Genomic DNA, 19226 nt, shown 5'->3' with positions numbered 1-19226 from the left:
CACCGCTCCAGGTTCCCCTGCACCGCGCTCACGGAACAATCCATGTCACTCGAGCGACAACCTCCGGGTTGATCGCCATCGGCCCTTGATACGTCACCTCAACCGTCACACGCAGCGGATATTCATGGACCGCGCGTCCCGCAAAGTTGCCAAGTGCGGGCTCCCAAGCGCCGTTTGCGACCACCACGCTTGTGTTGAACGGGTCCACCTTCTGCACGAGCACGTTCTGTGTCCAGCCGATCATCGGCTCAACAACACCCGTCTGCTCATCACGGATCGCAACTTCGCCATCGATCGAAATGTTCGGGATGACTTCGCCGAACGCATTGATCGGACCGGCGTATTGCCCGTCGTCGAGTCCCGAAGGGCCGAAGAACGAGAACGACACACCATCGAAATCATCCAGGTCATCAAAGTCCAAGACTGAAACTTCACCGTTCTCGCGCCCCCACCCACGAAGCGTCGAGTTCCCATTTCCGTCGGCCTCGAGGTACAGACCCGTCACCGGATCGTGCTTGGGCAGGTGCCGCGTCAGCTCGCGAATCTCATTGGCAAGAAATGTGCCCGTTGCCGCATGGCTCGACCACATGTTCGAGCGGATGAACGCCTGCTGCGCATCCACCATCGCCACGATCCCGACGCCCACGATCACCGTCGCCAGCGCCGCCTCGATCAGCGTGAATCCGCCTCGAGCTTTCGGCGATCGACGCACAGATGCCTTCGCCATGGTCCGCATAGCACTTCGTCCTCCGACGGGCACACCGCGCCCTGTCCTCTGACGAATCGGCTATTTCACGATCTGGCTCATCTTGAAGATCGGAAGGATGATCGCCATTGCGATGAATCCGACGATCGTACCCATCACAAGGATCATGATGGGCTCGATCATTCCGGTAACCGCCTTGATGTTGTCCTTGAGCAGCCTTGCGTAGTACGTGCTGATCTGGTCAAGCACCTCGCCAAGCTTACCGGACTCTTCGCCCGCCGAGATCATCTGCACCACCGCACGAGGAAGCAATTTGTCATTCTGAAGCGGCGTTGCGATCTTCTTGCCCTGCTTGACGCTCGTGTACACCTTGCGCCACATGATCTTGTACAACTGGTTGCCCGAGACATCGCCTGTGATCGTCAGCGTGTCGAGCATCGGCACACCCGCATTGAGCAGCTGCCCCATCGTCTGCAACGAACGGCTCAGGTACAGCGACCTGAACATGTTCTTGAGCACCGGCATCGTCAACTTGAACTTGTCGAACCAGAATGACCCGACCTCTGTCTTGAGCGCCGTCCAGATTATGCCCACAATCACACCCACAGCCGCCAGCAGCAGCGGCCACTGGGCGATCACCGTCTTGCTCACCGCCATCAGGAAGTTCGTCGCCCAGGGCAAAACGTCTTCCTTGCCTTCAAACACCGCATAGAACTTCGGCAGCACGAACGTCAATAGAAAGATCGTCACACTCACAGCCAGCACGCCGATGATCGCAGGATAGATCGACGCGCCAACCACCATCTTGCGCGTTTCCATCTGTTGCGAGATGTACCCCGCGATCCGGTCCAGCATGTCCGCGAACGAGCCCGAAATTTCCGATGCGCGCACCATGTTGATATACAGCGGGCCGAACAGTTTGCTGTGGTTCGCCAGCGCGTCCGAAAACTGCCGGCCCGACTCCACATCGCTCTTGAGTTCCAGAATCAGTTTCTTGAACGAGCGGTGCGTGGTCTGATCCGCAATGCCCTCAAGCGCGGCGCGCAGGTTGATACCCGCGCGGATCATCACCGCCAGCTGCGTCGTGAAGTCCAGCACATGTTTGCGCGTGGGCTTCTTCTCGTTAAACTTGCCGATCGTGGCCAGAAGCGATCCGCCCGAGTTCCCATCGCGCGAAGGGCCGATCGAAACAACATGCAGGCCCTTGCTGCGCAGCGAACTGGCCGCCGCCGCCGCCGACTGCGCCGACAGCACACCCTGCTGGATGCTCCCGCTCCGGTCCTTGACCTGATACTGATAGGTCCCCATCGTCTAGCCGCCTGTCTCGCCCAACTCATGGGCGCACGCATCACGCCACCAACTGACGCTCCAGCTTGTCCGGATACACCGCCTGTGCGATTGCGTCTTCCTTACTGATCAGCCCATTGAAATACAACTCCGCAATCGACGTATCCAGGCTGCACATCCCAAGCGCCCGGTTCGTTTCGATCACGTTCGGAATCTCGTACGTCCGGTTCTCACGAATCAGGTTCCGAACCGCAGGTGTCGCCAGCAGCGTCTCCACCGCCGGAACCATTCCAGGTCGATCCGATCGCGTGAACAAAGTCTGGCTGATCACCGCCTGCAGCGTTGTCGAAAGCATCGACCGAATCTGATTCTGCTGCCCCGAAGGATACATATCAATGATGCGCTCCACCGTCTGCGACGCATTGACCGTGTGCAGCGTACTGAGCACAAGGTGGCCCGTCTCTGCCGCACTGATCGCCAGCGCCGAAGTCTCCAGATCGCGCATTTCGCCCACCAGGATAATGTCCGGATCCTGACGCAGCGCGTGCTTGAGCCCCGATGAAAACGTCGGCATGTCCTGCCCGAGTTCACGCTGCTCGATCAGGCATTGCCCGCTCTCGAACGTGTACTCGATCGGATCCTCCAGCGTGATGATGTGCTTGGCATACCGCTCGTTCATCGCCTGGATCATCGCTGCAAGCGTCGTCGACTTGCCCGAGCCCGTGTCGCCGGTCACCAGCACCAGCCCGCGCGGCAGATAGGTCAGCCTGGCAATCACCTCCGGCAGGCCAAGATTCGCCAGTGGCGGAACCTTCGTCTTGATCGCACGCAGCGCCATACCGATCTTCGCCCGCTGCATGTGCGCGTTGACACGATACCGGCTCAGTCCCGGCACTTCGTACGAAAAGTCCGCGTCACGCTGCCGCTCGAAGATTCCCTGCGCCTCTTCCGACGCCATCTGCTTGAACATTCCTGACGCCACCTCGGGCGTCAGCACCGGGAACTCCATCGGCGTCATCACCTGATGCACGCGCATCACCGGGGGCTCGCCCGCGACCAGGTGGATATCAGACGCATCCGCGTCATACGCAGCCCGAAGAATCATGTCCAGGTTCAAAGTCGTCCTCCTCCGGGTCGCACCACGCCGCAGCGCCAACCCCGGAGTAGATCGGCACTCCATCAGTCCCGATTCACCCAGAACCCAACAATGTTCTCGCCCAGCGTCCGAAAACCAGCATCACATAGTTCCCATGAGTCGCTGGTACGCCTCCACCGCCAGCTGATCGCACCGCTCGTTCTCAGGGTGTCCCTGGTGTCCCCGGATCCAGTGAAACCTCACCTCATGCCCGGCCGCCAATTCGTCCAGCGCCTGCCACAGGTCCACGTTCTTGACCGGCTTCTTGTCAGCAGTCCGCCACCCCCGCCGCTTCCACCCCGCCATCCACTCACTCAGTCCCTTGAGCACATACTGCGAGTCCGAGTACAGATCCACCGATGACCGCTTCCCCAGCGCCTTGAGGCCATTGATCACCGCCAGCAGTTCCATGCGGTTGTTCGTGGTCATGGCCTCGGCACCCGAGTCCTCGATTTCCTTCCCGCTCGTCGGGTGGCGCAGCAAAAACGCCCACCCCCCAGGCCCGGGGTTTCCTGAACAGGCCCCATCCGTGTACAACTCGACGTGTGGCAACATCGCTCGACTATATCGGCCCTTACCATCGCCCATGAAACGTGTCCACCGCTTCGAGGTCCGCCCGCTCGCCGATGCCGGAGATCCCTCAGCTGCCTCTGTCCTCCGTGAAGCCCAGCGTCTCGGCTTCGCTCCTGCGCGAGTCCGCACCGCGCGCCTCTATCTCGTCGCTGCCGACCTCGACCACGCCCAGGCCGCCCGCCTCCTTCACGACCTGCTCGTCGATCCCGTCATCGAATCGGGCACCATCGGCTCAACGCCTGCGCCGGCCGCAGCCTCACTGATCGAAGTTCACCCCCTTCCCGGCGTCATGGACCCCGCTGCCCAATCGCTCGCCGCAGCCATTCGAGCCCTCCTCGATATCGATGCCGAGGTCGCCACCGGCACACGCTACGAGTTCGAAGGCCTTGACCCATCACAAGCCAGCACCATCGCCCGACTCAGCATCGCCAACCCGGTTATCCACGCAATACATGCCGATCCGTACCACCCGGCTCACTTCCCCCAAGGCCGCACCACCTCGTTTGAAGTGCGCCACGTCCCGCTCCGCGAACTCGACGACACCGCCCTCGAACGCCTGAGTCGCGATGCCCACCTCTTTCTCAGTCTCGATGAGATGCGCGCCATCCGCGACGAATTTCGCCTCCTGAACCGCGAGCCGACCGACATCGAACTCGAAACCCTCGCCCAGACCTGGTCCGAACACTGCGTCCACAAGACCCTCAAGTCCACGATCAAATACTCCTCGACTCCAACTCAAGCTCCAACTCAAGCTCCAACTCCAAGCCCAGGGATCCCAATCCCTGGGCTCGACGACCATTCACGCCCGCGTCCCGGCATCACCCACAATCCCGACGGCTCCATCATCATTCACAACCTGCTCAAGTCCACTGTTGCTGCTGCCACGCACGAACTCATCGCTCAGGGCCTCGACTGGACCTTGTCCGTCTTCGTCGATAACGCCGGCATCATCGCTTTTGACGATGAGCATGCGGTGTGCGTCAAGGTCGAAACCCACAACCACCCCAGCGCCATCGAGCCCTATGGCGGAGCTGCCACCGGTATCGGCGGCTGCATCCGCGACATCATCGGCACAGGCCTGGCTGCCAAACCCATCGCCAGCACCGACGTCTTCTGCGTTGCGACGCCAAACATCACCGACATCCCCGCCGGCTGCCTCCACCCGCGTCGCGTTCTGGCCAATGTCGTCGCCGGTGTTCGCGATTATGGCAACCGCATGGGCATCCCCACACTCAATGGCGCCGTCTGGTTCGATGATCGTCACATCGGCAACCCTCTCGTGTTCTGTGGCTGCGTCGGCATCATGCCACGTGACAAAACTCAAGGCTCGGCCAAACCCGGTGATCTCATCGTCGCGCTGGGCGGGCGCACCGGCCGCGACGGCATCCACGGCGCAACGTTCTCCAGCGCCGAACTTACCGACACACACGCCGACGAGTTCGCACACGCGGTACAGATCGGCAATGCCATCGAAGAAAAGCGCGTCCTCGACGCAATCCTTCGCGCACGCGATGACCAGGCCGGCGTGCTGTACTCTGCCATCACCGACTGCGGCGCGGGAGGCTTCTCATCCGCAGTGGGCGAAATGGGTGAAAAAATCGGGGCTGAAGTTCATCTCGATCGCGCACCACTCAAGTACGCGGGGCTTTCCTATACCGAGATCTGGATCTCCGAAGCACAGGAACGCATGGTGCTCGCGGTGCCTCAGGCCAACCTCGACAAGATCCAGACCATCTGCGACGAAGAACACGTCGAACTCGCCGTCCTCGGCTCCTTCGGCACACCCGGCGCCAACCTGATCCTCCGCTACCACAACACCGAAGTCGGCCGGCTGCCGATGCACTTCCTTCACAATGGCATCCCCACCCCAACGCGCGAGGCATCTTGGACCCCCCAAAGAAACCCAAGCGCCAGCGCGGGCTCTTCACATCCCCAAAGAGGCCCAAGCGCCAGCGAGGGCGCACTCGCAAACACCCTTCTCGCGCTGCTGCAACACCCCAACATCGCAAGCAAGCAGTGGATCATTCGCCAATACGACCATGAGGTGCAGGGCAACACCGTCATTCGCCCGCTCGGAGGCCCCGACGGCATCGGCCCCATGGACGCCGCCGTCATCGAGCCCGTCCCCGGCACGTGCCGAGGCCTGGCCATCGGATCCGGACTCGCCACACACTTCGAAGCCGATCCCTACCTCATGGCCCTGGCCGCCATTGATGAATGCGTCCGCAATCTCGTCTGCGTCGGCGCCGACCCTTCGCGCATCGCCATTCTCGACAACTTCTGCTGGCCAAGCTGCAAGAAACCCGAGAACCTCGGCTCACTCGTCCGCGCAGCTGTCGGTTGCTACGACGGAGCTATGGCCTATCGCACCCCATTCGTCTCCGGCAAGGACTCGCTCAACAACCAGTTCACCACCGACGACGGCCGAACCATCGAAATCCCGCCCACGCTCCTCATCACCGGCATCGGCATCGTCCCCGATATCGCCCGATGCATCACCATGGACGCCAAGCAGCCGGGCAACACACTCGTCTTCGTCGAACCTCTCGGCAGTGATTCGTCACCAACGCGACAAGGCCACGAACACAACTTTGCCAGTCTCGGCTCAAGTCATTACGCCCGCTTCTTTGGCCTCCCCACCGGCACGACAATGGATCTGCCACGATGGAATCCCGTGGCGAGTGCTGCGCTGGCGCACGCAGTCGCGGGCGTGCTCCGCGAAGGCCTCGCCCTCTCGGCTCACGATGTCTCCGATGGCGGCGCACTCTGCGCCGTTGCTGAAATGCTCATCGCAGGCTCAACCGCAGGCCGCCCGCTCGGCTTCGACCTCGATTTCGGCCTGTACACAGGCGCCCAGGCCATCGGTTACTGGTTCGGCGAGCGACCCGGAGGGTACATGCTCGAAACACAAAATCCCGCTGCACTGCTCGCCAGACTCGCAGAACTCGCCGGCCATCCACTCGCTGGCAACATCATCGGTGGCCCGATCAATACCTCCGGCGTTCTGATACTTCGCGGCACGCCCTCAGGTCGCGACGAAGCCATCTCCGTCGCCGACCTCGCAGCTGCATGGCAACATCCAATCCTCTGATCAATCTGCACTCTTGCTTACGCGGCCATCGCCTCGCTGAAGTCGCCTTTGGTGATCTGCTCTATCCACCATCGAAACCGCTTGCTGATATCAATCTTGCTGACACACATTGTCGCGCCAGCCATCAACCCTTCTGCCTTTCGATGGTCATCAAGCAGCGCCGACACCACCAGAATCGGCACGCGCTTGTTTGGCAGTTCGCGCACCGCACGCACAACATCCGTTCCCGATCCGCTGCTCAGGCAGTAGTCCGTAACCACCACGTCAGGCGAAAATCCCGCCTTGAACAGCCGATGCACGCCAAGAATTCCCGACTCCAGCGTCACACGCACACCAGGCACCTTGAGCAACATTGTCCTCCACAAAGTGGCGCTCAAGGGATCGTCTTCAACCAGCAGCACATTGGTGATCGCGCCGGTGCTGTCGCATGATTCTTCTATTCCGTCTTTCTCGGGTCCCACCCACATCTCGACTCGGTTTCGCCCGTTCTCCTTGGCCTTGTACACCGCTTCGTCTGCACGCCGGATCAGCTCCGACATGCTCGGCGGGGCATGACTCGCTCCGGGCTCCCAGCTCGCTACACCGATGCTGACCGTCTGTGAGTGGTGGTCCACCGGATTCTCAACAGCACCCAGATCCATTGGGGTTCCGCACACAGCCGTCCGCATCCGTTCAGCAATTTCCCTGCTACGAGCCAGGTTCGCTCCGGGCAACAGCACCGCGAACTCTTCGCCGCCATATCTGAACACGACGCCCGCTTCGCCCACAGCCTCAGCAAGTCTGCTCGCAATCTGCACCAGTACTTCGTCACCAGCCTGATGCCCCAGGGTGTCATTAACTTTCTTGAACGAGTCCCCGTCGCAGAACGCCACGCCAAGAGGTGAGTTGGTCGTGCTCGCCATCTTAAACAACACTTCTGATTGCTCCTCAAATCGCCGCCGATTCGGCAGTCCCGTCAGCGCGTCCGTCTGGGCTTCGCGCTCCGTTGCGATCTGAATCTCGATTGTTCGCTCCTGCGCTTCTGCCATCAGATTCGACACATTCGTCGGAGTCTGAATCACAAAGTTGAAGATCTTGCCAATCTCCTTTGCAGCGAGGGAAATCTCGTTGAAATGTCCTTCAACCTGTTTGAAAGTCTGCCCGAACCACTCGCCCAAAAGGAACTCAAACTCACGCATAACCCTGTTCGCGCCACTCTCGCATCTCAATGCATCAGTAGCCAGTCGACCCAGCACCGCAGTGCGCACAATCGCGCTCGACGCGCTGGAAGCCTGGTCCGGCGAGTGATGGAACTGAACGACATCTACATATGGCTTGGGCAGACGCCACTTCGTCGCCAGCGCAGCCCCAGCCTCCATGTGCGTAAAGCCAAACGCAGCCTTCTCCGCTGTCGGCAGAGTATCCCCATCGAACCCGGTCTCCGCGCACACCTGCGTGTACTGCTTGCCAAGCGCAGTCACCGAAGCAAGTATCCCGATATCCTGAAACAACGCCGCTGTAAATGACTCATCCGGATCCGCACGCCTCAACTGCATCGCTAGCACACGCGCGCCCGAAGCTGCATAAATCGATCGCACCCAGTAATCATCCAGACTGAACAGAGGCTGTTCGCCGATGGACCGCGATGTGTCGATCAGGCTGAACCCCAGCACCAGCGACTTGACCGTGTTCAGGCCTAGAAAGTTCAATGCCCGATCAACCGTCCCACATGGCTGTGACAGCCCATAAAAACTCGAATTCACAGTCTTGAGTATCTTGCCAACCAGCGCCTGGTCCTTCTCTACCGCTCGCGCTATGTCACGCAACGACACATCCGGATTGCGCGTCAACTCCAGCACCTGCATCGCGACCGCCGGCAGCGAAGGCAGCGACGGACACGAAAGCACTCTCTCTAAAGCCTCACTCGGCATCGACCTCTCCATCCACTGAACATATCGGACAGACGTTTGCCTCCCCGCACAGAAAGTGCGAGACCTTTTCTATCGGCAAACGGGGCAACATCCCCCAGTTCAGAAGCAGGGATATTCATCTAATAACCCAGGACGTCCGCAGGAGCCAGCATTACAGGACGTGCAATGCACCCTTGGCGCACTGGCCGCGCAACACCTGCGCATGGGCCTAAGCCCAATACGCCTCAGCGCAAGCCATATTCCTTCAACTTGCGGTACAGCGTCCGTTCGCCGATACCCAGCAGTTTCGCAGCATGCTCCCGATTGCCTCCGGTCATACCCAGGGTCTCGCGGATCGCACGCTTCTCGAGCTGCTCCAGACTCGTTCCCGCCAGAGCGCCCGCCACACCCTCACTCGCTCCATCACCAGCATCCGAGCGAATGTCATCCGGAATATGCCGGACATCGAGCCTGATCGAGCCCTCGCCTTCGCCCGCAGCCGTAATCACCATGTTCTGCACCACGTTGAGCAACTGCCGCACATTCCCCGGCCAGTCATAACTCGTCAGACGCAGCAGCGCCGAATCCGATATCGCTGGCGCAGGCTGCTTTGGCGCAACCTCAGCCGCAAACTTCCCAATCGCGTGCCGCACAATTCGAGGAATGTCGTCACGCCTCTCACGCAGCGGCGGCAGCGTGACATGGCTGCCGTTGATTCTAAAAAACAAATCTTCCCGAAACTCGCCACGCACAATCAACTCGCGCAGATCCCGGTTCGTCGCACTAACGAATCGAACATCAACCTTGCGCGCCTCGTTCGAACCCAGCCTCACCACCTCGCCCGACTCCAGCACGCGCAGCAACTTGGCCTGCATCGACAGCGGCATGTCCCCGATCTCATCGAGAAACAGCGTTCCGCCGTCCGCGTATTCAAAAACACCCTCGCGATCCTTGTCGGCCCCCGTGTACGCCCCGCGCACATGCCCGAACAACTGATCTTCGATCAGGCTCTCGCTCTGCCCGGCACAGTTGAATGCCACAAAACGCTTGCCCTTGCGCTTCGAATTCTCGTGCACAGCCCGCGCCACAAGCTCCTTGCCCGTTCCACTCTCGCCCGTAATCAACACCGAAATAGTGCTGGCCGCGACCGTCCGCACCACCCGCAGTATCCGCCGCATCTGCTCCGAGCCGGCGATGATCCCCTCGAACCCATCGTGCTGCACCAACGGCGAGAGATCGCCCGACTCATGCCGCAGCATCACATTCTCCGCCGCACGTTGAACCAGGCTGCGAAACAGCTCCAGATCCAGAGGCTTCTCAATAAAGTCGAACGCGCCAAACTTGAACGCCGCCCGAGCGGTCGGCACATCACCATGCGCCGTCACCATGATCGTCTCGGCTTCGGGCTGCATCTGCCTCGCCGCCTCGAGCACGCGCAGCCCCGCGTCTCCGCCATCAGCCGATGTACCATGCTGCCCCGCCGACGATGGCATCCGCAGATCTGTCACGATCACGTCGAACGCTCCGCCATCGAGCTCTTTCATCGCTTCGTCCACGGACCCGACAATCGTGCAGATATGCCCGGGCTTGCGCAGCGCGTCGGCCATGACATCCGCGTGCTCGGCTTCGTCATCGACAATCAACACCTGCGCGCCCGCATGTCTCGCCCGGTCCACACTATTGAGGCTCTCATCCATCAATCATCGCTCTCCACCATTCTGAACAAGTCCCGATCGCGGCTGCTGACCACAAATCGGGCATCGCTCAACAGCGCTTCCAGCCGCCCCGCAAGACGAGGCAGGTATCCACGCTCCGTGTTCGTATGCCCACCGAGGATAACGCTTACGCCCTGTTCAAGAGCCTTGACCACCGCGTGGTACCGCATCTCCCCAGTGACGAACACCTCACATCCTTCGCCAGACGCCATATCTGCAAGATCCTCGCCCGCCCCGGGCACCACGCCAACACGACGGATCGGCTCGTCGGCCAAAGCCGAACCCGCCAGCGCATACTTCACTCGATCCGTATTCAGATGCCGGGCAAAACGTCGCGCAAGTTCCGGAACCGTCGCCGGCCGATCCAGCACCAATCTCCGCCCAAGCCCCACCTTGCGATCGCGCACGCCGTGCAACTCATACACATCGATCGCAGGCTCCTCGTACGGGTGAAACTCCCGCAGCGTCTGAATCACCAGCGCCAGCGAAGCACGCGAACACACCATCTCCAATCGGTGTTCTGGTACTTTCTCCAGCCGTCCCGCCTGTCCCACGCGAGGCCGGGCACCCTCGCCCCCAAAGAACGTCCCTGTGCCCATCACAGAAAACGAACACACTTTGTAAGCTCCGATGCTCCCCGCGCCAGCCGTCCCGAGCACATTGCGCATCGTGTCCACGTCGCTCTCGGGCACAAACACGACCACCTTGAGTTCCTGATTCTGATCCAGCTGATGATGCGACTTGATCGCGCGACAATCGCCCGCGATCTGTCCCTCGCTCCCTTCGCTTAGGCCTTCGCAGAGCCAGTCCGTCACGCCACCCGGTGCCGCATCCAGCGCCGTGTGTGGCGAGTAGATCGCAAGACCCGCCTCAATCGCCCCACGCACGATGCGTTCCTTCGCCGTCGCGTCCGTCATCGTCAGCATCGGGTCCCAGATCGGGCAGTGATACGCCACAATCGCGCCGGCCTTCAGTTCGAGCGCCTCTGCAAGCACCGCCTCGCTCAGATCAATCGTCAGGAGTACCGGGCCCGCGATCGTCCGTTGTGGCGAACCCACAATCAGCCCCGCGCGATCCCACTCCTCCGCATAGGCCAGCGGCGCAATCTGCTGCATCGCATCAACCAGATCCTGTACCTTCATGCGTGCCTCCGATCCCACAGTATAGGAAAACGACGCCGCCTCCAATCCTCTACCATCTACTCTCATGCCCGACGCGCTCGCCTGGCCCTGCCCGGCCAAAATAAACCTCGCTCTCGCCGTTGGTCAGCCGCTCCCGCCCGATCACCCCCGCGCCGGCATGCACCCCATCGCCTCATGGTTCGCGCCTATCGCGCTCGCCGACACGCTTTCGGTCACCCGCCTCGCCCAGTCCGCCTCCTCGCACTACACCATCACACGTGCCGACCGTCAACCTGTCGACTGGCCCATTGACCACGACCTCGCAGTCCGTGCACACCGCGCGCTCGAACAATTCCTCTCCCGCACGCTCCCCATACACCTCGACCTCACCAAGCACATCCCCCCCGGCACAGGCCTGGGCGGCGGCTCATCAAACGCCGCCTCAACTCTCCTCGCCCTCAACCAACTCTTCGAACTCAACATTCCCCACATCACCCTGGCTCGCATCGCAAGCAACCTTGGTTCAGACATCGCATTTTTCATCGATGACCAACCCCCACGCCCCGCTCTGGTCACAGGCCTCGGCGAACAAATCGAACGACTTCCGCCACTCCAACTCCCCATCCTCCTCATCCTGCCACCCTTCGCCTGCCACACTCCCGCCGTCTATCGCACCTTCGATACTCTGGCTTATCAACCCGCCCACCTCGACCACGCTTGCACCATCGCGCGCACCGCCGACACACAACAACTCTTCAACGATCTTTGGCCTGCGGCTCAACTCGTCGCACCGCAACTGACCCACATTCACGCCCGCGCCACGCACGCCCTGAGTGCTCCGGTCCACCTCTCCGGCAGCGGAAGCGCCCTCTTTGCGATCGCGCCCGCCGACCACGCCAGCACTCTGGCCCGCGCGCTCCCCGAGTGCATCATCCTTTCCACCCATACCCTTGCACCGACCGATTGATTCCGCAGGAGCGCAACGCATGACGACCACACCCGATCTCCCCCAAGGCCTCATCGCAGGTGTTGACCTTGGCGGAACCAACATCCAGTTCGGCATCGTCGATCATCGCGGACGCATCCTCGGCCGCGCCAAAGACAAGACCCCCACCGACCAGGGAATGGAAGTCATCCTCGACCGCATCGTCCTCGGCATCCGTGCCGCTGCCAAGGACGCCCAAGTCCAGATGGCCGACCTCATCGCCCTCGGCCTCGGAGCGCCCGGCCCCGTCGACCCTGTCGCAGGAATCGTGCGCGAAGCCGTCAATCTCCGTTGGACCATGGCCCCGGTCGGCGAACTGCTCATGGAACGCCTCGGCATGCCCGTCGTCCTCGACAACGATGTCAACGTCGCCGTCTATGGCGAAGCACACCACGGCGCCGGCATCGGGTCACGAAACCTCATCGGAGCATGGATCGGAACCGGTGTCGGAGGCGGGCTTATCCTCGACGGAAAACTCTTCTATGGCCACCACTTCTCGGCCGGCGAACTCGGGCACATGCTCCTCTACCCCAACAACCCGCCAGGCTCGCGCACCATCGAGAACATCTGCTCCCGCTCCGCCGTCGTCGATCGCGTCCTCCACCTCATCCGCACCAACCGCAAATCCATGATCCCCGAACTCCTCGGCGACAAATTCCCCAAAATCAAATCCAAGACCCTCGCCGATGCCTATCGCAAAGGTGATGAACTCGTCATCGAAGTCATCGACGACGCCGCCGACCGCCTGGGCATGGCGCTCGGAAGCATCACCACCTTGCTCAGTCTCGAACGCATCATTCTCGGCGGCGGACTCACCGAAGCGCTTCAGGATCTCTTCGTCGATCGCGTGCGATTGGGTGTACAGCGAGCCGCCTTCCCCGCAGTCGCCAAGACCGTCGATGTTGTCGTCAGCAAACTCGACGACGACGCCGGAGTTATCGGAGCCGCGCTCCTCGCACGCCAGCGACTCGCCAGTGTTCAGGCTTGAATCTCAAAACATCAGACGCAGCCGCTCGAACAGTGCATCCGCAGCCTCATTGAGCCGCGACTCGGACTCATACGACCCCGCACGAATCTCCTGCTGCACCCGTTCCACCAACTCAACCCTTACCCGACCCGCGGAAGGCTCAAAACCCCCACTCGCTTGCGCACTGATCTCAACTCTGTCTCCAGGCCTCACGATCGACGTCGGGGGCACCGCGCGTTCCGACCGCCCCGGCACCTCACGAAACAACCGTTCTGAACCCACCCTGCCAATTGGTCCGTAAGATTCCATCGTGTCCCCCTAAGTCAAGACAGGTGCATCCCACACCCGGCCCAGTCGTATCTCTTCAATGGATTGCTTCGATTCCCCGTGGCGCACACTCATCGACCCAATCACCCGCACTGCTGCATAATTTCTTCTATGTTCATCGCGCAAGTACATGAAACTTCGCAAGTTAGCACCCCCAAACAGCGGGGATACACTTCCGTATCCAAACGGCTTGTTACCTGTACCCTACTCTTACTCGCATCCAGCCTCCCAGGGTGCAGCTCGTCACAGCCGCGCGAGAAAAAACCCCCACAGGCCGTCACCGACGTCTTCGGCCGACCCACAACTTCCCCGGGTACGACATGGGGGGGTGACCAAGGCGAGGAAACCATCCGCATCCCCTCAAACGCGGGGCCCTCCGCCTGGACCATCGTTCTCGCAGCACTTCCTACCGACGACCCCGCACATGCCGAGATCCTCCTCCAGCAGGTCCGCACCATCGGGAGGCTTCCCGATGCCTTCATCATGGACCGGGCAGGCAAGAAAATTATCGCTGTCGGAAGCTTCCGCAACCCAACCGATCCCATTGTTCGCGCCGAACTTCAGCGCGTTCAGGACATCCAGGTCGATGGCTCGCGCCTCTACGAAAACGCATTTCTCGTCCCTCCCTCCGGCGAACTTTCGCGTGGCTCAATTCCCGCCTACGACCTCCGCAATGTCCACGCCGAGCACGGCAAGCGTGCCGTCTACACCCTTCAGATCGCCGTCTACAGCCGCGAAGATGGCCGAGTTCCAACCCCCGCAGAGCAAGCCGAGATCCGCCAAATCGCCGAGAAGGCCGTCGTCGCGCTCCGACAATCCGGCGAGCAGGCTTTCTACTACCACGGCCCGAATCGCAGTATGGTCACCATCGGCATCTTTGGCGAAGACGATCACGACGTTCAGGATGGCTTCCCGATCGAAAGCCCGCGCCTCGCCTCGACCAGAACGCGACACCCATTCAACCTGCTCAATGGTCGCACCATTCTCGAAACCACACGCACCAGCACCGGAGGCCGCTCGCAACGCGAGCAATCCAGCTTCCTCGTCGCAATTCCCAAGAACTGAAGCGTTTGTCTCTCTACATTCAAGTGCACGCATTCACTGCACCTGACAGATCCGCCGCGCCGTTATCCGCCAGGCCTTGAAACGCCCGGTATCCACAGCGCCTCGATCCGTCGGGCACGCCACGTCCCGTCTGTCTCCCGCAGCCAATCAATGCGCCACCAACTCGGCAGCACCCCGACATCGCTCGTCACGCGCACGCGCACTTGCGTCCGGCCGAGCCTCGGCCCATCAAGCGTCGACTGAAGTTCCAGAATCGTGTGCTCGCGCACCGGGTAGACCGACCCGAGGTAGCTCCGCACCGCAGCGATCGTCTGCGCTTTTCCCACCCCTCGGCCCACTCGCGTCACATTCAACTCCAGATCCTCATCGAGCAGCTCCTCGAGCAATTCGACCTCGACGCGCGCCACCGCTCCGATCAGTTCGCGCGACCTTTGTTTCATCGCTTCGCGATCCGTCTCCACCACCATCGCGCAAACGAACGCCCCCGCCGCCACCGCCAGCGCGACCCCGAACACCACCAGTCCGTGTCTGGCCCGCCCGCGTTGATTGAGAATCAGAAACCCCACCACCCCAACCAGCATCACCGCCACCACGGTCGGCCAGGGGTTGTCAAGCAAGATCCGCTCGATCAGCGGCGAAGAAGGCAGCGGTGGAACCGAAGCCCCCTCAAACAGATTTAGTTGCGCAAGAACTGCCGACATTCGTGTCTCCACACCCATCATCCTAACGCCCAGCACGCGACAGGTCCGATCAGACTGCCGACACCCACTCACGCGCACCCTTTGCGCTCCGGAGGTTTCATGGACTTCTTTCAGGCAGACCCCTTCACGCTCGATCAATCCTCGGTTCTCGATCGGAACCTTGCCGCTTTGGCACGCACCTGTCCACAACTCGCAGCACGCCTCCGACTGGTACAGCCACGCACCGATATCGAGTTCGATACAAGCGACGAAGGGGTGACTACCGCCCGATTCGTGGGGGGAACTCAACTCGCCAGCCGACGTCGCCCTCTCTCCGAAGCCCGCACCCTTGCAGACTCCGTCGATGTAAAGTCTCATCCCGGAATCGCCGTCCTCGGCTTTGGGCTTGGACACCACCTCGAAGCCATCGCACAGCGACAGCGCGGCTCCGGAGCGCTCCTCTGCTTCGAGCCGGACCTCGAACTGCTCCGCGCCGTTTTCGAACGCATCGATCACTCCGACTGGATCAGCGCGACCAACTTCGCCATCCTCACCGAACCCGATGACGGCGCCGCCATCACACACGCCCTCACCGGCGTCGAAGCGCTCGTCGCCCTGGGCGTGAGGCTTGTCGATCATCCCCCAAGCATTCCACGCCTCGGCGAACAGGCCGAGCGTTTCGGCCGGTGCCTGGCCGATGTTCTCAAGGCCCTGCGCACCACCATCGTCACCACGCTCGTTCAATCCGAGACCACGCTGCGCAACGCACTGATGAATCTCGATCACTACGTCAACTGCCAAGGCGTTGCCGATCTCGCCGGCATCTGCGCGGGATCGCCCGCCGTCGTCGTCGCTGCAGGCCCGAGTCTCGAACGCAATCTTGAACTCCTGGCCGATCCTGCGGTGCGCGATCGGTGCGTCATCATCGCGGTCCAGACCGTCCTGCGCACCATGCTGGCGCGCGGCATCCGCCCCCACTTCGTCGCTGCCCTCGACCACCACGAAATCAGCAAGCGGTTCTACGAAGGCCTCAGCGCCAAAGATGTCGAAGGCATCACACTCATCGTCGAACCCAAAGCCAATCCCGCCATTCTCGACGCCTTCCCGGGCACCATCCGTTGCATCGGCGAAGACCTTCTCGATTCGATCCTCGCCGATACCGACCTCCGCCATCGTCGCATGGGCAGCATCAAACCCGGTGCGACTGTCGCACACCTTTGCTACTACTTCGCCCGACACCTCGGCTGCGACCCCGTCATCCTCATCGGGCAGGACCTCGGTTTCACCGACGGCCAGTACTACTCCGCGCACGCCGCCATCCACAATATCTGGGCGAGCGAACTCAGCGAGTTCCGCACACTCGAAATGTTCGAATGGGAACGAATCGCACGCCAGAAATCGCTCCTCCGTCGCAAGGTCGATATCCTCGGCCGCCCCATCTACACCGACGAACAGATGGCCACCTACCTCGCCCAGTTCGAAAGCGACTTTCTCGCCGATTCGGCCCAGGGCCTGCGCGTCATCGACGCAACCGAAGGCGGAGTCGCTAAGCAGCACACGATCACCACGACTCTCGCTGCCGCCCTCGATGCCTGCGCCGGAGCTCCGTCGCACCGTCTCCCGAAGACGGAGTACCCAGCCCGCACCGACTCACACATCGAACTGGTCCGCCGCAGACTCGTGCAGGTCCGCGCCGACGCACGCACCATCGCCATGAAGAGCCGCGAAACGCGACGGCTTCTGCGCCGCCTCACCCGCACCGGCACAACCCTCGACCAGATCAACGCCGCTGTTCCTCGCATACACGAGATTCGTGACGAGGTCACCGCCCTCCAGCCCGCCTTCGATCTCACGCAGTTCCTCAACCAGGCCGGCTCGCTCAACCGCTTCCGCGCCGACCGCAACATCGAGATGGAGCCCAGCCTCTCGGACATCCAGCGCCAGCAGCGCCGCCTCGAACGCGATATCGAGAATGTCACCTGGATTGCCGACGCGGCCGACACGCTCTGCGCCCTGCTCGAAGAATCGGCCGTCGCCATCGCTGGCGGCACCAAGCGCACGCGCGACCTCATCGCCCTGCCTGGCATGAACACCGCGCCCTCGCGCCGCCGCCGCGTCGCCGCAATCCTCCACATCGACTTCGAGCAGGGCGGCCTCGGCACGCCCCGCAGGCTCGACGAGCCACTCATCGCAGGCCTTTCTCCCCTCGCCATGACCGTCGCGCGGTTGCTCACCTGCAGAAGGCTCAAGGAAATCGTCTGCCTCACCAACGACGAGCCACGCCTGCGCAGCATCCTGGGCGAACTTCACGCGCGCGTCGTCGTCGGCCCCCTCGATCTGCCACGCTTCCGCGCCCGCATCAACGCCATCGGACCCGCACGCCGATTCACCCCCACTACATGGCGCGGCGGCATCGCCAACCTTGCCGTTTTCGACGAAGCACTCGAACCCGCTTCATGTGCCGATATCGTCGAATCACGCAACCTCGACGCCGCCATTATCATCGGCCCCGATTGGTGCGCTATCGACCCCGCCCTCACCGACGCCCTCATCGAGCGACACACCGAGCACCCCGACGGGCACCGCATTACCTTTTCACAGGCTCCACCCGGGCTTTGCGGCTTGCTTATCGATCGCGCGACGTTGCGCAACCTCGCCGACAACGAACACCGCGCCGGGTGCCTGGCCACCATCGGTGCCATGCTCGGCTACGTGCCCTTCGCGCCGCAAGCCGACCCAATCGCACGCTCCGTCTGCATCAACATTCCTTCCGTCGTTCGCGACCTTCAGGAGCGCTGCATCCCTGACTCTCCGGGTGACGCTGCACTTCTTTCTCGCGCCTTCACAGACCTCGATCCCATGCGCGCAAGTGCCGCCGATCTCTCGCACGCGATTCTCTCTCGCCGCGCAATGCCCGCCCTCCCGCGACACATCACGCTCGAACTTGTCGCTCGCCGCGCCATGCAAGGCCCATGGGCAGCGAGCCTCGCACGCTCGTTCGGCTTTGCACCACGCCAGCCCATCGCACTCGAACACGCTCAGCGCATCATCGAGCAACTGCCCCCGGCCTCCACCCTGACCCTTCACGGCTCGGGCGACCCGCTCGACCACCCATCGCTCGCCGAAATAACCGCCGCCGCACACAAGCGAGGTCTCGCGACCCACCTCCGCACCGCACTCGCCAGTGACACCTGGGATCAAGTCCTCGATCTCCAGTGCGACGTCGTCAGCATCGACGTGCTCGCGACCAACGCACCAACATACCAGTTTCTCACCGGCATGGGCGACTATGAGCGCGTCAAGGAACGCGTCGAAACGCTCCTCCAGACACGAAACAGCCGCGCTCCATCTTCCTTGCCCTCGCCATGGATCTTGCCACGCATCACACGATGCGACGCGGTCTACGAACAAATCGAAATCTTCTACGACGGGTGGCTCCGCGCGTGCGGATGTGCCGTCATTGACCCCATGCCAACCATCGACTCCAACGGACGCATCGCGCCTCTCCCGCAGCCACAAGCTGCCCGCGATCGCATCTCGCGCACCACCATCACCATTCGATCCGATGGCTCCATCGTCGGCCTCGACAACCACACAAACCACTCACAAACCATCGCATCACTCTGGCAACGCCTGCACCAGAAAACCACACGCGACGACTCCGCCCTCGCCGCAGCCTGATTCA

The 19226-nt window shown here is 61.8% G+C and carries 13 protein-coding genes; 5 read left to right on the top strand and 8 right to left on the bottom strand.

Annotated elements, in window-relative coordinates:
• Positions 1 to 28: 28 nt before the first annotated feature.
• From KF757_00555 to rnhA, 4 genes are all read right to left on the bottom strand, one after another.
• Positions 29 to 727: a hypothetical protein gene (locus KF757_00555; protein MBX3321457.1), complete on the bottom strand. Its 699-nt coding sequence runs from the start codon at positions 725 to 727 to the stop codon at positions 29 to 31.
• A gap of 60 nt (positions 728 to 787) precedes the next feature.
• Positions 788 to 2014, bottom strand: coding sequence for a type II secretion system F family protein (locus KF757_00550; GenBank protein ID MBX3321456.1), 1227 nt, complete (start codon positions 2012 to 2014; stop codon positions 788 to 790).
• Positions 2015 to 2054: 40 nt separating this feature from the next.
• A complete protein-coding gene (locus KF757_00545) occupies positions 2055 to 3110 on the bottom strand; it encodes a type IV pilus twitching motility protein PilT (protein MBX3321455.1) in 1056 nt (351 codons plus the stop codon).
• Between the two features lie 120 nt (positions 3111 to 3230).
• Positions 3231 to 3683 (bottom strand): ribonuclease HI, encoded by a 453-nt coding sequence (gene rnhA, locus KF757_00540; protein MBX3321454.1) that lies wholly within the window; start codon positions 3681 to 3683, stop codon positions 3231 to 3233.
• Positions 3684 to 3714: 31 nt separating this feature from the next.
• Here rnhA and KF757_00535 point away from each other — a divergent pair, with 31 nt between their 5' ends.
• On the top strand, positions 3715 to 6792 hold the full coding sequence (locus KF757_00535; GenBank protein MBX3321453.1) for a hypothetical protein: 3078 nt from the start codon (positions 3715 to 3717) through the stop codon (positions 6790 to 6792).
• 17 nt (positions 6793 to 6809) lie between these two features.
• Here the strand turns inward: KF757_00535 and KF757_00530 are convergent, their stop codons facing one another.
• The 3 genes from KF757_00530 to KF757_00520 form a co-directional block, all read right to left on the bottom strand.
• Complete coding sequence (locus KF757_00530; GenBank protein ID MBX3321452.1) at positions 6810 to 8702, bottom strand: HDOD domain-containing protein; 1893 nt, start codon at positions 8700 to 8702, stop codon at positions 6810 to 6812.
• Between the two features lie 224 nt (positions 8703 to 8926).
• Entirely contained in the window at positions 8927 to 10378 is a 1452-nt protein-coding gene (locus tag KF757_00525; protein ID MBX3321451.1) for a sigma-54-dependent Fis family transcriptional regulator, read from the bottom strand.
• Positions 10378 to 11538, bottom strand: a complete 1161-nt coding sequence (locus tag KF757_00520) for a Nif3-like dinuclear metal center hexameric protein (protein ID MBX3321450.1) — start codon at positions 11536 to 11538, stop codon at positions 10378 to 10380. The genes KF757_00525 and KF757_00520 overlap by 1 nt, the downstream gene beginning before the upstream one ends.
• Before the next feature lie 64 nt (positions 11539 to 11602).
• On the opposite strand from KF757_00520, the gene KF757_00515 reads away from it, so the two are divergent.
• The 3 genes from KF757_00515 to KF757_00505 all read left to right on the top strand — a co-directional run bounded on the left by KF757_00515 (position 11603) and on the right by KF757_00505 (position 14861).
• Complete coding sequence (locus KF757_00515; GenBank protein ID MBX3321449.1) at positions 11603 to 12484, top strand: hypothetical protein; 882 nt, start codon at positions 11603 to 11605, stop codon at positions 12482 to 12484.
• 19 nt (positions 12485 to 12503) lie between these two features.
• A complete protein-coding gene (locus tag KF757_00510; protein MBX3321448.1) occupies positions 12504 to 13490 on the top strand; it encodes an ROK family protein in 987 nt (328 codons plus the stop codon).
• A gap of 789 nt (positions 13491 to 14279) precedes the next feature.
• The gene (locus tag KF757_00505; protein ID MBX3321447.1) at positions 14280 to 14861 is read left to right on the top strand and encodes a hypothetical protein; all 582 of its coding nucleotides are present in this window, start codon (positions 14280 to 14282) and stop codon (positions 14859 to 14861) included.
• Positions 14862 to 14923: 62 nt separating this feature from the next.
• On the opposite strand, the gene KF757_00500 is transcribed toward KF757_00505, so the two are convergent.
• A complete protein-coding gene (locus tag KF757_00500; GenBank protein ID MBX3321446.1) occupies positions 14924 to 15562 on the bottom strand; it encodes a hypothetical protein in 639 nt (212 codons plus the stop codon).
• 99 nt (positions 15563 to 15661) lie between these two features.
• Between KF757_00500 and KF757_00495 the strand changes: the two genes are divergently transcribed.
• Positions 15662 to 19222 carry a DUF115 domain-containing protein gene (locus tag KF757_00495; protein ID MBX3321445.1) on the top strand — a complete coding sequence of 1187 codons (3561 nt, stop codon included), beginning with the start codon at positions 15662 to 15664 and terminating at the stop codon, positions 19220 to 19222.
• Positions 19223 to 19226 lie beyond the last annotated feature (4 nt).

This window comes from Phycisphaeraceae bacterium (genome assembly GCA_019636795.1).
Classification (GTDB): Bacteria; Planctomycetota; Phycisphaerae; order Phycisphaerales; family UBA1924; genus JAHBWW01.
The sequence above is the reverse complement of the archived record's forward strand: the minus strand, read 5'-3'. Positions and strand labels throughout refer to the sequence as shown.